Annotated in this window: 15 protein-coding genes; 12 read left to right on the top strand and 3 right to left on the bottom strand. The window is 63.0% G+C overall.

Annotated features, from left to right (window positions below; genetic code table 11):
• Positions 1 to 54 precede the first annotated feature (54 nt).
• The 6 genes from M2267_RS22400 (at position 55) to M2267_RS22375 (ending at position 6152) form a co-directional block, all read left to right on the top strand.
• On the top strand, positions 55 to 1125 hold the full coding sequence (locus M2267_RS22400) for an ABC transporter ATP-binding protein (RefSeq protein ID WP_429117212.1): 1071 nt from the start codon (positions 55 to 57) through the stop codon (positions 1123 to 1125).
• Between the two features lie 21 nt (positions 1126 to 1146).
• On the top strand, positions 1147 to 2217 hold the full coding sequence (locus tag M2267_RS22395) for an ABC transporter ATP-binding protein (protein WP_429117210.1): 1071 nt from the start codon (positions 1147 to 1149) through the stop codon (positions 2215 to 2217).
• 2 nt (positions 2218 to 2219) lie between these two features.
• Positions 2220 to 3086: a carbohydrate ABC transporter permease gene (locus M2267_RS22390; RefSeq protein ID WP_034802451.1), complete on the top strand. Its 867-nt coding sequence runs from the start codon at positions 2220 to 2222 to the stop codon at positions 3084 to 3086.
• Between the two features lie 21 nt (positions 3087 to 3107).
• Complete coding sequence (locus M2267_RS22385) at positions 3108 to 3926, top strand: carbohydrate ABC transporter permease (RefSeq protein ID WP_034802454.1); 819 nt, start codon at positions 3108 to 3110, stop codon at positions 3924 to 3926.
• Positions 3926 to 4348 carry a DUF2160 domain-containing protein gene (locus M2267_RS22380; protein WP_034802456.1) on the top strand — a complete coding sequence of 141 codons (423 nt, stop codon included), beginning with the start codon at positions 3926 to 3928 and terminating at the stop codon, positions 4346 to 4348. Before M2267_RS22385 ends, M2267_RS22380 begins: the two co-directional genes overlap by 1 nt.
• Before the next feature lie 82 nt (positions 4349 to 4430).
• Positions 4431 to 6152, top strand: a complete 1722-nt coding sequence (locus M2267_RS22375) for an ABC transporter substrate-binding protein (protein WP_192450947.1) — start codon at positions 4431 to 4433, stop codon at positions 6150 to 6152.
• Positions 6153 to 6262: 110 nt separating this feature from the next.
• On the opposite strand, the gene M2267_RS22370 is transcribed toward M2267_RS22375, so the two are convergent.
• Complete coding sequence (locus M2267_RS22370) at positions 6263 to 6715, bottom strand: hypothetical protein (protein WP_156134131.1); 453 nt, start codon at positions 6713 to 6715, stop codon at positions 6263 to 6265.
• A 336-nt stretch (positions 6716 to 7051) separates the two neighbouring features.
• On the opposite strand from M2267_RS22370, the gene M2267_RS22365 reads away from it, so the two are divergent.
• Both M2267_RS22365 and M2267_RS22360 read left to right on the top strand, forming a co-directional pair.
• The gene (locus tag M2267_RS22365; RefSeq protein WP_192450949.1) at positions 7052 to 8536 is read left to right on the top strand and encodes a nucleobase:cation symporter-2 family protein; all 1485 of its coding nucleotides are present in this window, start codon (positions 7052 to 7054) and stop codon (positions 8534 to 8536) included.
• 155 nt (positions 8537 to 8691) lie between these two features.
• Positions 8692 to 9603, top strand: a complete 912-nt coding sequence (locus M2267_RS22360) for a DMT family transporter (protein ID WP_429117206.1) — start codon at positions 8692 to 8694, stop codon at positions 9601 to 9603.
• 61 nt (positions 9604 to 9664) lie between these two features.
• Here M2267_RS22360 and M2267_RS22355 read toward each other — a convergent pair whose 3' ends face one another.
• A complete protein-coding gene (locus tag M2267_RS22355; RefSeq protein ID WP_034802472.1) occupies positions 9665 to 10093 on the bottom strand; it encodes a Fur family transcriptional regulator in 429 nt (142 codons plus the stop codon).
• A 121-nt stretch (positions 10094 to 10214) separates the two neighbouring features.
• Between M2267_RS22355 and M2267_RS22350 the strand changes: the two genes are divergently transcribed.
• Genes M2267_RS22350 through M2267_RS22335 form a run of 4 tightly spaced genes read left to right on the top strand, consistent with a single transcriptional unit; the run spans position 10215 to position 13757 of the window.
• On the top strand, positions 10215 to 11120 hold the full coding sequence (locus tag M2267_RS22350) for a metal ABC transporter substrate-binding protein (protein ID WP_034802475.1): 906 nt from the start codon (positions 10215 to 10217) through the stop codon (positions 11118 to 11120).
• Positions 11117 to 12052, top strand: a complete 936-nt coding sequence (locus tag M2267_RS22345) for a manganese/iron ABC transporter ATP-binding protein (protein WP_429117203.1) — start codon at positions 11117 to 11119, stop codon at positions 12050 to 12052. The genes M2267_RS22350 and M2267_RS22345 overlap by 4 nt, the downstream gene beginning before the upstream one ends.
• On the top strand, positions 12049 to 12909 hold the full coding sequence (locus tag M2267_RS22340) for a metal ABC transporter permease (RefSeq protein ID WP_429117201.1): 861 nt from the start codon (positions 12049 to 12051) through the stop codon (positions 12907 to 12909). Before M2267_RS22345 ends, M2267_RS22340 begins: the two co-directional genes overlap by 4 nt.
• Positions 12906 to 13757, top strand: coding sequence for a metal ABC transporter permease (locus tag M2267_RS22335; RefSeq protein WP_429117199.1), 852 nt, complete (start codon positions 12906 to 12908; stop codon positions 13755 to 13757). Before M2267_RS22340 ends, M2267_RS22335 begins: the two co-directional genes overlap by 4 nt.
• A 39-nt stretch (positions 13758 to 13796) precedes the next feature.
• On the opposite strand, the gene M2267_RS22330 is transcribed toward M2267_RS22335, so the two are convergent.
• Complete coding sequence (locus M2267_RS22330) at positions 13797 to 14546, bottom strand: F0F1 ATP synthase subunit A (protein ID WP_156134132.1); 750 nt, start codon at positions 14544 to 14546, stop codon at positions 13797 to 13799.
• Positions 14547 to 14814: the final 268 nt, after the last annotated feature.

Here is a 14814-nt window from a genome sequence, read left to right as displayed (position 1 = left end):
TCCGCGCTGGGGTGGAAAACGCTCGGACTGCCTTAGGGCTGGGTGGAGAATTCAATGCTTGAAATGAAGAAGATATCCAAGGTCGTGGGCGGGGAGACACATATCTACCCGACCGACCTGGTGCTGGAGAGGGGGTCGCTGAACGTTCTGCTCGGCCCGACCCTTTCCGGCAAGACGTCGCTGATGCGGCTGATGGCCGGCCTCGACAAGCCCGCCTCCGGTTCGCTACTTTTCGACGGTGCCGACGTCACCGGCCTGCCGGTGCAGAAGCGCTCGGTCGCCATGGTCTACCAGCAGTTCATCAACTATCCGGCGATGACGGTCTATGAGAACATCGCCTCGCCGATGCGCATCAGCGGCGCCGACGCCGCCACGATCGACCGCGAAGTGCGCAAGGCCGCCGATCTCTTGAAGCTGACGCCCTATCTCGACCGCACGCCCCTGAACCTCTCGGGCGGCCAGCAGCAGCGTACGGCACTTGCGCGCGCCATCGTCAAGAATGCCGATCTCGTGCTGCTCGACGAACCGCTCGCCAACCTCGATTACAAGCTGCGCGAGGAACTGCGTGAAGAACTGCCGAAGATCTTCGCCGCCTCCGGCGCGATCTTCGTCTACGCCACCACCGAGCCCTCGGAAGCGCTGCTGCTCGGCGGCAATACGGCTGCCATGAGCCAGGGCCGCATCACCCAGTTCGGCAGGACGATCGACGTCTATCGTCGCCCGGTTGACCTGATCACCGCCCGCACCTTTGCCGATCCGCCGCTCAACTGCATCGAACTGGTCAAGTCGGGCGCGGCCTTCACGCTCGACGGCAAGCCGGTGCTGACGGTGCCCTCCCATCTCGCCGGAATTGCTGATGGTCCCTGCACCGTCGCCTTCCAGCCGCACCACATTTCATTCGACCGCCCGCACGGCGGCGGCGATGCGCTCACCGTCAAGACCGCGATCTCCGAGATCGCCGGCTCGGAAAGCTTCATTCACGTCGGCTTTGCCAATGCGCGCTGGGTGATGCTGGCGCCGGGCATCCACGACATCGAACCCGACGCGACCCTGGATGTCTTCGTCGATACCCGCCACCTCATGGCCTTCGGGCCGGACGGACGCGCCATCGGCGGCGCGGCCTAAAGGGGGCGCTGGGAGGAAAACATGGCACGCATCAATCTCAACCATATCCGCCACGCCTATGGCGCCAAGCCGAAGTCGGAAAACGACTACGCGCTGAAGGAAGTGCACCACGAGTGGAACGACGGCGGCGCCTATGCGCTGCTCGGCCCCTCCGGCTGCGGCAAGACCACGCTGCTCAACATCATCTCCGGCCTGATCAACCCGTCCGAAGGCGAGATCCTCTTCGACGGCAAGGACGTGACGCATCTGTCGACCCAGGAACGCAACATCGCCCAGGTGTTCCAGTTCCCGGTCATCTACGACACGATGACGGTCTACGACAATCTGGCCTTCCCCTTGCGCAACCGGCATGTGCCGGAAGCGGAGGTCGATCGCCGCGTCAAGGAAACGATCGCAATGATCGGCCTTGGCGGCTGGGCGAAGAAGACGGCTCGGGGCCTGACCGCCGACCAGAAGCAGAAGATCTCGCTCGGCCGCGGCCTCGTGCGCAACGACGTCAGCGCCATCCTCTTCGACGAGCCACTAACGGTCATCGATCCGGAAATGAAGTGGGTGCTGCGCTCGCAGATCAAGCGCCTGCACAAGCAGTTCGGCTTCACCATGGTCTACGTCACCCACGACCAGACCGAGGCGCTGACCTTCGCCGACAAGGTCGTCGTCATGTATGACGGCCAGATCGTCCAGATCGGCACGCCGGCGGAACTCTTCGAGCGTCCGCGCCACACCTTCGTCGGCTACTTCATCGGCTCGCCGGGCATGAACGTGCTGCCGGTCAAGCTCGACGGCAACACCGCAACGGTCGGCGGCGAACAGCTGGGCCTCACCTTCCAGCCCACGGTCAAGGCCGGGGCCAAGACCGAGCTCGGCATCCGCCCGGAATTCGTCTCGCTCGGCCGCGAAGGCATGCCGGTCGCGATCACCAAGGTTGAGGACATCGGCCGCCACAAGATCGTGCGCGCCCGTTTTGCCGACCAGCCGATCTCGATCATCGTCGATGAAGACGGCGAGATCCCCGCCGAACCGCGCGTCACCTTCGATCCGAAAGCCATCAACATCTACGCCGATTCCTGGCGCGTCGGCGAGGAGGCCTGACCATGGAGAAAACCTGGAACAACAAGGCCTGGTTCATGGTGCTGCCGGTCCTCGTGCTGGTCGCCTTCTCGGCCGTCATCCCGCTGATGACCGTCGTCAACTATTCGGTCCAGGACACCTTCGGCAACAACCAGTTCTTCTGGGCCGGCACCGACTGGTACGTCCAGGTGCTGACGTCGGACCGCTTCTGGGACGCGCTCAGCCGCAACCTGATCTTCTCGGCGATCATTCTCGCCATCGAAATCCCGCTCGGCATCATCATCGCCCTCAACATGCCGAAGAAGGGTCTCGGCGTGCCGGTGTGCCTCGTACTGATGGCTCTGCCGCTCTTGATCCCGTGGAATGTCGTCGGCACCATCTGGCAGGTCTTCGGCCGCGTCGACATCGGCCTGCTCGGCCGCACGCTCGAAGCGATCGGCATCAACTACAATTACGTGCAGAACCCCGTTGCCGCCTGGGTCACGCTGATCGTCATGGACGTCTGGCACTGGACGAGCCTCGTCGTCCTGCTCTGCTATGCCGGTCTCGTCTCGATCCCCGACGCCTATTACCAGGCGGCCAAGATCGACGGCGCCTCGCGCTGGTCGGTGTTCCGCTACATCCAGTTGCCGAAGATGAAGCGCGTGCTTTTGATCGCCTTCCTGCTGCGCTTCATGGATAGCTTCATGATCTATACCGAGCCCTTCGTCGTCACCGGCGGCGGTCCCGGCAACTCGACAACCTTCCTGTCCATCGACCTCGTCAAGACGGCCATCGGCCAGTTCGACCTCGGTCCTGCGGCAGCGCTATCGATCATCTACTTCCTCATCATCTTGCTGCTCTCGTGGATCTTCTACACCGTGATGACCACGAGCGACGCGCAGGGCTGACAAAGGCGGGAGGAGAAACAAATGCAAAAACAACCGCTTACCGAACGCCTCTCCTGGCTGGTGCCGACGGTCTACATCGTCTTCCTGCTCCTGCCGATCTATTGGCTCGTCAACATGAGCTTCAAGGAAACGAGCGAGATCCTGAGCACCTTCTCGCTCTGGCCGGTCAATCCGACGCTCCGGAACTACCAGGTGATCTTCACCGATCCCTCCTGGTACAACGGCTACATCAACTCGATCATCTACGTCGTGATGAACACGGTGATCTCGGTGACGGCAGCGCTGCCGGCGGCCTACGCCTTCTCGCGCTACCGCTTCCTCGGCGACAAGCACCTGTTCTTCTGGCTCCTGACCAACCGCATGGCGCCGCCGGCCGTCTTCGCGCTGCCCTTCTTCCAGCTCTATTCGGCCTTCGGCCTGATCGACACGCACATCGCGGTTGCCCTTGCGCACTGCCTGTTCAACGTGCCGCTCGCGGTCTGGATCCTGGAAGGCTTCATGTCAGGCGTGCCGAAGGAAATCGACGAGACCGCCTATATCGACGGTTACTCGTTCCCGCGCTTCTTCGTGAAGATCTTCATGCCGCTGATCGCCTCAGGCATCGGTGTCGCTGCGTTCTTCTGCTTCATGTTCTCCTGGGTCGAACTCTTGCTTGCCCGCACGCTGACGACCACGGACGCCAAGCCGATCGCCGCCACCATGACCCGCACGGTCTCCGCCTCCGGTCTCGACTGGGGCGTGCTGGCGGCCGCCGGCGTGCTCACCATCATTCCGGGCGCACTGGTGATCTATTTCGTTCGCAACTACATCGCCAAGGGCTTTGCCCTGGGGAGGGTATGATGACCGCTCAACCCGTTCGCAACGCCCGCTGGCAACTGCCGTTTGCCGCCGTTCTCGTCGTCTACGCCGCCGTTGCCGGGCTGCTCTTCAGCATGCTGCCGATCAAGGACGGCGCGCGCGACTGGTTCGCGCCGCTTATCCCCGGTGGCTGGATGGCCTGGTCGTTTCCGTCGGCCATGTTCTTCCTGACGATCTTCGCGCTGCTGTCGATGATGGCAGTCTGGGAATATGCCTCGCCCGGTGGCAACCCGCGCGTCGGCATCCTGCGCTTCGAGACGACACGGGGCGATCGCCTCTTCGTGTCGCTGCTCGGCAGCGCCTTCATTCACCTCGCATGGCTCGGCTTCGTCGGCGGGCAGAACCTGTGGTGGGCGCTCGCGCTCTCCCTGGTCTATGCCGTCGGCGTCTTCCGCTACGTCTGAGGCGAACCGATTTGAGGGGCCGCTAAACCAGCGACCCTTCGAAAGCCAAAGAACCGCATTCGCAAACCTAAGGGAGGGAATTATGCGACGGCATCTTTTGACTACGACGGCAGCTATGCTGCTGGCATTCACCGGCACCGCATTCGCCGGCATGGACGAAGCCAAGAAGTTCCTCGACAGCGAGATCGGCGACATGTCCTCGCTCGACCGCGCGGCCCAGGAAGCCGAAATGCAGTGGTTCGTCGATGCGGCAAAGCCCTTTGCCGGCATGGAAATCAAGGTCGTTTCCGAAACGATCACCACCCATGAATACGAATCGAAGACGCTGGCCAAGGCCTTCTCCGACATCACCGGCATCAAGATCACCCACGACCTGATCGGCGAAGGCGACGTCGTCGAAAAGCTGCAGACGCAGATGCAGTCGGGCGAAAACGTCTATGACGCCTATATCAACGACTCGGATCTGATCGGTACCCATTGGCGCTACCAGCAGGCCCGCAGCCTGACCGACTTCATGGCCAATGAAGGCAAGGACGTCACCAACCCGAACCTCGACATCGACGACTTCATCGGCAAGTCCTTCACGACAGCACCGGACGGTAAGCTCTACCAGCTGCCCGACCAGCAGTTCGCGAACCTCTACTGGTTCCGCTACGACTGGTTCAACGACGAGAAGAACAAGGCGGACTTCAAGGCGAAGTACGGCTACGACCTCGGCGTTCCGGTCAACTGGTCCGCTTACGAAGACATCGCCGAGTTCTTCACCGGCCGCGAAGTCGACGGCAAGAAGGTCTATGGCCACATGGACTACGGCAAGAAGGACCCGTCGCTCGGCTGGCGCTTCACCGACGCCTGGCTGTCGATGGCCGGCAACGGCGACAAGGGCATCCCGAACGGCAAGCCGGTCGACGAGTGGGGCATCAAGGTCGACGAGAACTCGCGTCCGGTCGGCTCCTGCGTTGCCCGCGGTGGCGACACCAACGGCCCGGCTGCCGTCTACTCCATCCAGAAGTATCTCGACTGGATGAAGGCCTACGCTCCGGCTGCCGCCCAGGGCATGACCTTCTCGGAATCCGGCCCGGTCCCGTCGCAGGGCGAAGTCGCCCAGCAGATGTTCACCTACACGGCGTTCACCGCCGACTTCGTGAAGCCCGGTCTTCCTGTTGTCAACGAGGACGGCACGCCGAAGTGGCGTTTTGCTCCGAGCCCGCATGGCGTCTACTGGAAGGACGGCATGAAGCTCGGCTACCAGGACGCCGGTTCCTGGACGCTTCTGAAGTCCACGCCGGACGATCGCGCCAAGGCCGCCTGGCTCTATGCGCAGTTCGTGACCTCGAAGACCGTCGACGTGAAGAAGAGCCATGTCGGCCTCACCTTCATCCGCCAGTCGACGCTGGACCACAAGAGCTTCACGGACCGCGCTCCGAAGCTCGGCGGTCTGATCGAGTTCTACCGTTCGCCAGCCCGCCTGCAGTGGTCGCCGACCGGTACGAACGTTCCTGACTACCCGAAGCTGGCTCAGCTGTGGTGGCAGGCGATCGGCGATGCATCCTCGGGTGCCAAGACCGCTCAGGAAGCCATGGACTCGCTCTGCGCCGAACAGGAGAAGGTTCTCTCCCGTCTCGAGCGCTCGGGCGTTCAGGGCGACATCGGTCCGAAGCTCGCCGAAGAGCACGATCTCGAGTACTGGAACAAGGACGCCGTTTCCAAGGGCAACCTCGCTCCGCAGCTGAAGATCGAGAACGAGAAGGAAAAGCCGCAGACCGTCAACTACGACGATCTGGTCAAGAGCTGGCAGAAGTAATAGGAAGGCCGCCCCAAACCGGGCGGCCTTTTCCTTGCAGGAGATGCGGCACCGGGGTCGGCAACGACCCCGGTATTTCTTTGCCGGCATGCGCGAGAGCCCGACCACGCCTACATGTGGGCAAGCCGCAGGCGCCCGGACTTCTCTAACCGGCGCTTGTCGAAGATTGCCCTGATGGCCTGCGTCGAGCCGTCATCCATCCGCACGCTCATGTCCATGTAGAGATGCTCGTCGACGATCGTGATGCGGATGTCGAAAGGCTTGCCGCGATAAAGGCTGGCGCCATCCTCGTTCCAGCGACCGATACCTTCGGCACTCGAACCCTCGACCCGGCCGAGATGGGTCACCGCGAACCATCCGTCCCTGCCCGTCACCTTGAGCACGGGGCCGTTCCGCCGGATCTCGACCGAGCAGCTCTCGCAGTCACCGGCGCCGGAGACCACCTGCTGCCATTGCCCCTGGAAGCTCACGCCGCTCGCCCCGGCAACCGCCGGCCAGAGAACGATCAGCAGCGCGAGAAGCGCACGACCGGGAGATGAAAAGGCCAATCTGCAAGATTTCATCGACATGATCCCAAACGAACCGTGGCGGAACCTTCGCACCCGGCGCGACGAACCATCGTCGTTTCGCATTGCAGCAACGTTGCATCGTTGCTAGGATCACCTCGTTCTTCGCCACGCCTTGGGGCTTTCTTCGGCAAGACCTGCCCGGTCAGAGCCGTTCGACGGTCAAATCCGGACCTTTCCCGCCCCAATCATCCCTCGACAATTTCCCCCGGAATCCGGAAAGTGTTTTCGTTCCGGCAAGACTTGCGACATTCTGTCTCGACAACCGAAGATAGCGGTTCCCCTGTTGGAGGACGGGGGGCCGGACTGGTCGATGCAATGGGAGGAGGAACCATGAGCGACGTTTCCAGCATACACCCCGTGGACGAAAGGCTGCCCGTGGGCAGGCTTGCGACCCTCGGGTTACAGCATGTCCTTGTCATGTATGGCGGCGCCGTCGCGGTGCCCTTGATCGTCGGCCGCGCCTTGCAGCTCAGCCCTCAGGACGTCGCTTTCCTGATTTCCGCCGATCTTTTCGTTTGCGGCCTCGTCACCATCATCCAGTCGCTGGGTGTCGGCCGCAGCATCGGCATCCGGCTTCCGGTCATGATGGGCGTCACCTTCGCCTCGGTCGGCCCGATGGTGTCGATGGCAGCGATGACGCCTGGACAGGAGGGTGCCCGGATGATCTTCGGCGCGATCATCGGCGCCGGCCTCGTCGCGCTGCTGCTTGCCCCGGTCATGGGCCGGCTCCTGAGGTTCTTCCCCCCTGTCGTTACCGGCACGATCATTCTCGTCATCGGCGTTTCGCTGATGCGCGTCGGCGTGAACTGGATCTTCGGCAACCCCTTCGGCCCGACCGCACCCAAGCTCGTCGATCCGACCCATGCGGAATGGCTGGCGGAGCTCAAGAAGGCCGCGGCCACCGGAGGCCCGGCGGTTCCGGATGGCCTGGTGCTTGGCGCCAGCGTGCCGAACCCGCTCTACGCCGAGCCGAGCCACATTGCGCTTGCCGGCTTCGTGCTCCTCTCCATTCTCGTGATTGCCCGCTTCGGCCGCGGATTGATCAGCAACATCGCGGTACTGACAGGCGTCGTCGTCGGCTGCGTCGTCGCCGCAGCACTCGGCATGATGCATTTCGACCGGGTGGCCGATGCCGGCTGGTTCGCCGTCGTCACGCCGCTGCGCTTCGGCATGCCGATCTTCGATCCGGTGCTGATCGCGACGATGTCGCTGGTGATGATCGTCGTCATGATCGAATCGACCGGCATGTTCCTGGCACTCGGCGAAATCACCAACCGCGAAGTCTCAAGGCAGCAGTTGACGGCCGGCCTTAGGGTTGATGGCCTCGGCACCATGATCGGCGGCCTGTTCAACACCTTCCCCTATACGAGCTTCTCGCAGAATGTCGGCCTTGTCGGCGTCACCGGCGTCAAGAGCCGCTACGTCTGCGTGATGGGGGGCGTCATCATGATCGCGCTCGGCCTGATCCCGAAGATGGGCGCACTCGTCGAAGCGGTTCCGACCTTCGTGCTCGGCGGCGCCGGCCTGGTCATGTTCGGCATGGTCGCGGCCACCGGCGTGCGCATCCTGTCGACCGTCGATTTCAAGTCGTCGCGCAACAACCTGTTCGTGGTCGCCGTCTCGGTCGGCTTCGGCCTGATCCCGCTGATCGCGCCGAACTTCCTGATCTGGCTGCCGCATGCGATCCACCCGATCATCGAGTCCGGCATCGTGCTTGCTTCGATCTCGGCGGTCGTGCTCAACGCCTTCTTCAACGGTCTCAGCTTCGAAAGCACAGCCAGCGTCAACGCTGCCAAGCTTGCCGATAGCCATTGAACCCTTTGCAATCGCGAAACCCCGGCTTTCCCACGAAAGCCGGGGTTTCGCTTTTCACACGGCAAGATCCCGATACTTCGACCACCAACGAAGCATCCGCCGCCAGCGTCGCGCTAGAACGATGGCAACAATGACGACGCAAGGATGCGATCCCGATGGCCAAGACCAACCTCTCCCTCGAACTCCTGTTGCTTCTGGCGCTCGCAACGCTTTGGGGCGCCTCCTACACCTTCATCAAGATCGGCATCGAGACCATTCCGCCGGTCACGCTGATTGCCGCCCGCACCCTGATTGCCGGCACGCTTCTTCTTGCCGTTCTGCGCTGGCGCGGCCTCAGCCTGCCGCGTGACGCGGCAACCTGGCGGCGCTTCCTGTTCCAGGCCTGCCTCAACAGCGTCGTGCCCTTCACGCTGATCGCCTGGGCCGAGCAGACGATCGATGCCGGCATCGCCTCGATCCTCAATGCAACGACGCCGATCTTTGCCTTCCTGATGACGGCGCTGATCACCCGCCACGAGGCGGTCACGGCCCGCAAGCTCGTCGGCATCCTCGCCGGCATGACCGGCATCAGCCTGATCATCGGCATGGAGGCCTTCGGCGGGCTCGGCGAACAGTTGCTGCCGCAGCTCGCCGTCGTGCTCGCCACCGTCTGCTACGCGGGTGCGGCCATCTTCGGTCGCGGCTTCAAGGGGCTCGACCCGATGATGCCCGCCGCCGGATCGTTGATTGCCGGTACTGCGCTGCTGATCCCGGTAAGCCTCGTCGTCGACAGGCCCTGGACGCTGGCACCATCGGCGGGGTCGTTGCTGGCGCTCGTCGGCCTCGCCGTCTTCTCGACCGCCCTTGCCTTTGCCATCTACTTCCGGCTGATCCAGACGCTGGGCTCGGTCGGCGCCACGGCCCAGGCCTATCTGCGCGTGCCGATCGGCGTTGCCATCGGTGCGCTCTTTCTCGGCGAACGGCTGTCCGACACTGCCTGGATCGGCCTTGGCTGCGTCATCGTCGGGGTCGCGGCCATGACCATCCCGGCACGGCGAAGCGCCGCCGCGATCGCCGACCGCGGCTGAGCCCACTTACGGATAAAGAAAAGAGATTGCGCGCGCCGTCTGGCGCGCCATTGCCGACGCCTCAGTCCTTGCGTTTGCGGCAGTAGAGCTCCAGCCGGTGACGCACGAGGTCATAGCCGAGTTCGGCGGCGATTTCCGCCTGAAGCTGCTCGATCTTGTCGGAGCGGAACTCGATCACCGCGCCGGTGTCGATATCGATCAGGTGGTCATGATGCGGCGCGTCGGCGGTCTCGAAGCGAGCGGTCGCACTCTCGAAGGCATGGCGCTGCACCACGCCCTGTTGCTCAAGCGCTGACAAGGTCCGGTAGACCGTCGACAGCGAGACGGTGGCGTCGATTTCCTTCGCCCGGCGATGCAGTTCGTTTGCATCCGGATGGTCTTCTGCGGTGGCGAGGATCTTCAGGATTGCGGCACGCTGGCGCGTCACGCGCACGCCGCCATCCCGCAACACGCCTTCCAGTTCTTCGACACGATTCTTGTTCTGTTTCATGGCCGTACACTAGCCAAGGGCACGGCCTTTGAAAATAGCCAGTTGCGAATGCTTCTCATTTGCATTGACTTATGCAAATCATTCCCCTACTCCTGCTGATATCAACATCTGGGAGTAGAGAATGATCGATCAGACGAGGCGCGCGATCCTGGCGGCAATGACGGCCGTCGCAGCCATTGCGCTCGTTCCAGGCGCCGCTTACGCGCAGGAGAAATTCAAGGCCGTGACGACCTTCACGGTCATTGCCGACATGGCAAAGAATGTCGCAGGCGACGCAGCCATCGTCGAATCGATCACCAAGCCAGGCGCCGAGATCCACAACTACCAGCCAACGCCGCGCGATATCCTGAAGGCGCATGACGCCAAGCTGATCCTCTGGAACGGCCTCAACCTGGAGCGCTGGTTCGAGAAATTCTTCCAGAACTTCGACGACGTCCCCGGCGTCGTCGTCTCCACCGGCATTGACCCCATGGGCATTGCCGAGGGCCCCTATACTGGCAAGCCCAATCCGCATGCCTGGATGTCGCCATCGGCCGCGCTGATCTATGTCGACAACATCCGCGACGCTTTCGTGAAGTACGACCCTGATAATGCAGAGACCTACAAGGCCAATGCCGAGGCCTACAAGCAGAAGATCGAGGCCACCATTGCACCGATCCGCGCCGAGATCGCCAAGATCCCCGAGGACAAGCGCTGGCTGGTCTCGAGCGAAGGCGCCTTCAGCTACCTGATCCGAGATTTCGGCATGAAGGAACTCTACCTCTGGCCGATCAATGCCGACCAGCAGGGTACCCCGCAGCAGGTCCGCAAGGTGATCGATGCCGTCCGGGCAAACCATATCCCTGTGGTCTTCTCCGAAAGCACGATTTCGCCGGACCCGGCAGAACAAGTGGCGCGCGAGACCGGTGCAAAATACGGCGGCGTGCTCTACGTTGATTCCTTGAGCGAAGCGGACGGTCCGGTTCCGACCTATGTCGATCTGCTGCGCGTCACATCGGAAACCATCGCCAAGGGTCTTGCACAATGAACCTTCAGGTGAAGACGCGCTCCGGCCCCGCACCTACTTCCGGCGAGCAAGGAAGCGGCATCCGCGTTGCCGGCGCCACCGTCACCTACCGCAACGGCCTGCGGGCGCTGCGTGACGCTAGCTTCGAGATCCCGACCGGGACGATCACGGCACTCGTCGGCGTCAACGGCAGCGGCAAGTCGACACTGTTCAAGGCGATCATGGGCTTTGCTCGCCTGTCGCGCGGCGACATCTCGATCCTTGGGCGCTCCGTGCCGGAGGCGCTGAAGAAAAACCTCGTCGCCTATGTGCCGCAGGCCGAAGAGGTCGACTGGAACTTCCCGGTCCTGGTCGAGGACGTCGTCATGATGGGCCGCTACGGCCACATGAACATGCTGCGTATCCCGAAGAAGGCCGACCACGAGGCGGTCGAGGCCGCTCTTGCCCGCGTCGGCATGAGCGACTACCGCAAGCGCCAGATCGGCGAACTCTCGGGCGGCCAGAAGAAGCGCGTGTTCCTGGCACGCGCCCTTGCCCAGGACGGCAAGGTCATCCTGCTCGACGAGCCCTTCACCGGCGTCGACGTCAAGACCGAGGACGCGATCATCCGGCTGCTCATCGGGCTTCGCGACGAGGGCCGGGTCATGCTGGTCTCGACCCACAATCTCGGCAGCGTGCCGGAATTCTGCGACCGCACCGTGCTCCTGAAAAACACCGTGCTCGCCTACGGCCCGACCGAAACCACCTTCACCCGAGAAAACCTCGAACTCGCCTTTGGCGGCGTGCTCCGGCACTTCGTGCTCGGTGGTGAAAACCTGCACGACGATGCCGATCCCCGCCAGCTTGCCGTCATCACCGATGACGAGCGTCCGCTCGTCATGTATGGCGACAAGGACCGCATGGTGGCACAGCCGGCAAAGCCTGAAGCGAACACGGAGCCGAACGGCAAATGACCGCCACGCTTCTCGAACCCTTCACCTACGGCTACATGCTCAACGCCATGTGGGTGAGCGCGCTGGTCGGCGGCGTCTGCGCCTTCCTGTCTTCCTATCTGATGCTCAAGGGCTGGTCGCTGATCGGGGACGCGCTCTCGCATTCGATCGTGCCCGGCGTCGCCGGCGCCTACATGCTCGGCTTGCCCTTCTCGCTCGGCGCCTTCTTCTCCGGGGCGCTCGCCGCCGGCGCCATGCTCTTCCTCAACCAGCGCACAAGGCTGAAGGAAGACACGATCATCGGCCTGATCTTCACCTCCTTCTTTGGCCTCGGCCTGTTCATGGTCTCGCTGTCGCCGACCTCGGTGAACATCCAGACGATCGTGCTCGGCAATATCCTGGCGATCACGCCGGCCGACACGCTGCAGCTGGCGATCATCGGCATCGTCTCGCTGATCATTCTGACGGCCAAGTGGAAGGACCTCATGGTCACCTTCTTCGATGAGAGCCATGCCCGCTCGATCGGCATCCCGACGACCTTCCTCAAGGTCCTGTTCTTCACGCTGCTTTCGGCCTGTACGGTCGCGGCGCTGCAGACCGTCGGCGCTTTCCTCGTCATCGCCATGGTGGTGACGCCGGGCGCCACCGCCTACCTGCTGACGGACCGTTTCCCGCGGCTGATCCTGATCAGCGTCGCCATCGGCACGCTGACGAGCTTCTTCGGCGCCTATTTCAGCTACTTCCTCGATGGCGCCACCGGTGGCATCATCATCGTGCTGCAGACGCTGATCTTCCTGGCGGCCTTCGTCTTTGCCCCGAAACACGGACTTCTCGCCGCGCGCCGGCGTGGCGCCGAACCGGCGGAGGCTGGCCGATGATCTCGCTCGACATGATGCTTGCCGTGTTCGAATTCGAGTTCATGCGCAACGCGCTTCTGATCTCGGTATTGGTAGCGATCCCGACCGCGATGCTCTCCTGCTTCCTGGTGCTGAAGGGCTGGTCGCTGATGGGCGATGCGATCTCGCACGCCGTCTTTCCCGGCGTGGTGATCTCCTACATCGTCGGCCTGCCGCTCGCCGTCGGCGCCTTTGCCGCCGGCATGTCCTGCGCGCTGTTGACCGGCTATCTCAAGGAGAACAGCCGCATCAAGCAGGATACGGTCATGGGCGTGGTCTTTTCCGGCATGTTCGGTTTCGGCCTGGTGCTCTACACCAAGATCCAGAGCGACGTGCACCTCGATCACATCCTCTTCGGCGACATGCTCGGCATTGGCTGGCCGGACATTGTCGAGACCGGCCTGATCGCGCTCGTGGCCGCCGGCATCCTCGCGGTCAAGTGGCGGGATTTCCTGCTGCATGCCTTCGACCCGGCCCAGGCCAAGGCCGTCGGTCTGCCCGTCAACTGGCTGCACTATGGGCTGCTGGCGATCCTGTCGCTGACGATCGTCGGCGCGCTGAAGGCGGTGGGGCTGATCCTCGCCATCGCCATGCTGATCGCGCCGGGCGCCATTGCCTTCCTGATCACCCGGACCATGGGCGCGATGCTCATCGTCGCCGTGCTGGTCGCGATGACGGCGTCGTTTACCGGCGTCTATCTGTCCTTCTTCATCGACAGCGCGCCGGCGCCGACCATCGTGCTGCTGATGACCGCGATGTTCCTGATGGCCTTCGCCTGGTCGTCCTGGCGGACCTACCGCAACGAAGCCCGGCGCGTCGCGGCCGAATGAAAAGGAGGCTCCCTTCGCAGGGAGCCTCCTTGCCTCTTCTCAGTGGCTCGGATGCAGCGCGTCGTTGAGATACATGCAGGTCAGCATGGTGAAGATATAGGCCTGGATCAGCGCCATCAGCAACTCCAGCCCCGTCAGCGCCACAGTCATCAGCAGTGGCATGATCGCGGCGAGGACCCCGAGCGCGCCGAAACCGCTCAAGCCCACGACGAAGCCGGCGAAAACCTTGAGCGTGATGTGGCCGGCGAGCATGACCGCGAACAGACGCACCGAGTGGCTGACAGGACGCGACAGGTAGGAGACCACCTCGATCGGGATGATGATCGGCGCCAGGATCAGCGGCACGCCTGAGGGCATGAACAGCCTGAGAAAGCCGAGGCCGTGGCGGTAGAGGCCATAGAGCGTGACCGTCAGGAACACCAGCATCGCCAGCGCGAAGGTGACGGCGATATGGCTCGTCACCGTGAAGGCGTAGGGGAACATGCCGATCAGGTTGGCGGTGAGGATGAACATGAACAGCGAGAATACCAGCGGAAAGAAGCGCATGCCCTTCTCGCCGGCATTGTCGCGTAGTGTCTTTGCCGCAAACTCATAGAGGATTTCGGCCGCCGATTGCGCCCGGTTCGGCACGAGGCCGCGCCTCCTGGTCGACAGGATCAGGAAGAGGCTGGCGATCGCGATCGTCAGCACCATATAGGCGGCCGAGTTGGTAAAGCTGATCTGGTGGCCGCCGACTTCGGCGATCGGGAAGAGCGACTTGATCTCAAATTGTTCGATGGGTCCGGCCATCATCAACCTCGTGCGTTGGTGACGAAACGTCGGCGGCGCGCGCGGGCGGCCACCTGCGCGCGTCAATATGTTGGGAAAGCGATCGGCGGCCGGGATCGTTCCACGAAACGATGGCTTCCGGCGGGGTGATCGGGCTGCTCGATGAAGGAAATGGTCACGCGGGCGTGCCGCGGGCTACGGGGCTGCATGGTACGATCGTCTCCAATATCTCGGTCGAGATAATGGGGCCGTCCCCAGGCGAAACACCGACGCGGGTCGTCCCGCGTGC

It is taken from the genome of Ensifer sp. KUDG1 (genome assembly GCF_050434285.1).
GTDB lineage: Bacteria > Pseudomonadota > Alphaproteobacteria > Rhizobiales > Rhizobiaceae > Ensifer.
The sequence above is the reverse complement of the archived record's forward strand: the minus strand, read 5'-3'. Positions and strand labels throughout refer to the sequence as shown.

Excerpts from the sequence above, each read along its gene's own strand:
- M2267_RS22385 (WP_034802454.1), top strand. The coding sequence starts at position 3,108 with ATGCAAAAACAACCGCTTACCGAACGCCTCTCCTGGCTGGTGCCGACG.
- M2267_RS22375 (WP_192450947.1), top strand. The coding sequence starts at position 4,431 with ATGCGACGGCATCTTTTGACTACGACGGCAGCTATGCTGCTGGCATTC.
- M2267_RS22365 (WP_192450949.1), top strand. The coding sequence starts at position 7,052 with ATGAGCGACGTTTCCAGCATACACCCCGTGGACGAAAGGCTGCCCGTG.
- M2267_RS22380 (WP_034802456.1), top strand. The coding sequence starts at position 3,926 with ATGACCGCTCAACCCGTTCGCAACGCCCGCTGGCAACTGCCGTTTGCC.
- M2267_RS22390 (WP_034802451.1), top strand. The coding sequence starts at position 2,220 with ATGGAGAAAACCTGGAACAACAAGGCCTGGTTCATGGTGCTGCCGGTC.
- M2267_RS22370 (WP_156134131.1), bottom strand. The coding sequence starts at position 6,715 with ATGAAATCTTGCAGATTGGCCTTTTCATCTCCCGGTCGTGCGCTTCTC.
- M2267_RS22355 (WP_034802472.1), bottom strand. The coding sequence starts at position 10,093 with ATGAAACAGAACAAGAATCGTGTCGAAGAACTGGAAGGCGTGTTGCGG.
- M2267_RS22360 (WP_429117206.1), top strand. The coding sequence starts at position 8,692 with ATGGCCAAGACCAACCTCTCCCTCGAACTCCTGTTGCTTCTGGCGCTC.
- M2267_RS22345 (WP_429117203.1), top strand. The coding sequence starts at position 11,117 with ATGAACCTTCAGGTGAAGACGCGCTCCGGCCCCGCACCTACTTCCGGC.
- M2267_RS22400 (WP_429117212.1), top strand. The coding sequence starts at position 55 with ATGCTTGAAATGAAGAAGATATCCAAGGTCGTGGGCGGGGAGACACAT.
- M2267_RS22330 (WP_156134132.1), bottom strand. The coding sequence starts at position 14,546 with ATGGCCGGACCCATCGAACAATTTGAGATCAAGTCGCTCTTCCCGATC.
- M2267_RS22350 (WP_034802475.1), top strand. The coding sequence starts at position 10,215 with ATGATCGATCAGACGAGGCGCGCGATCCTGGCGGCAATGACGGCCGTC.
- M2267_RS22340 (WP_429117201.1), top strand. The coding sequence starts at position 12,049 with ATGACCGCCACGCTTCTCGAACCCTTCACCTACGGCTACATGCTCAAC.
- M2267_RS22395 (WP_429117210.1), top strand. The coding sequence starts at position 1,147 with ATGGCACGCATCAATCTCAACCATATCCGCCACGCCTATGGCGCCAAG.
- M2267_RS22335 (WP_429117199.1), top strand. The coding sequence starts at position 12,906 with ATGATCTCGCTCGACATGATGCTTGCCGTGTTCGAATTCGAGTTCATG.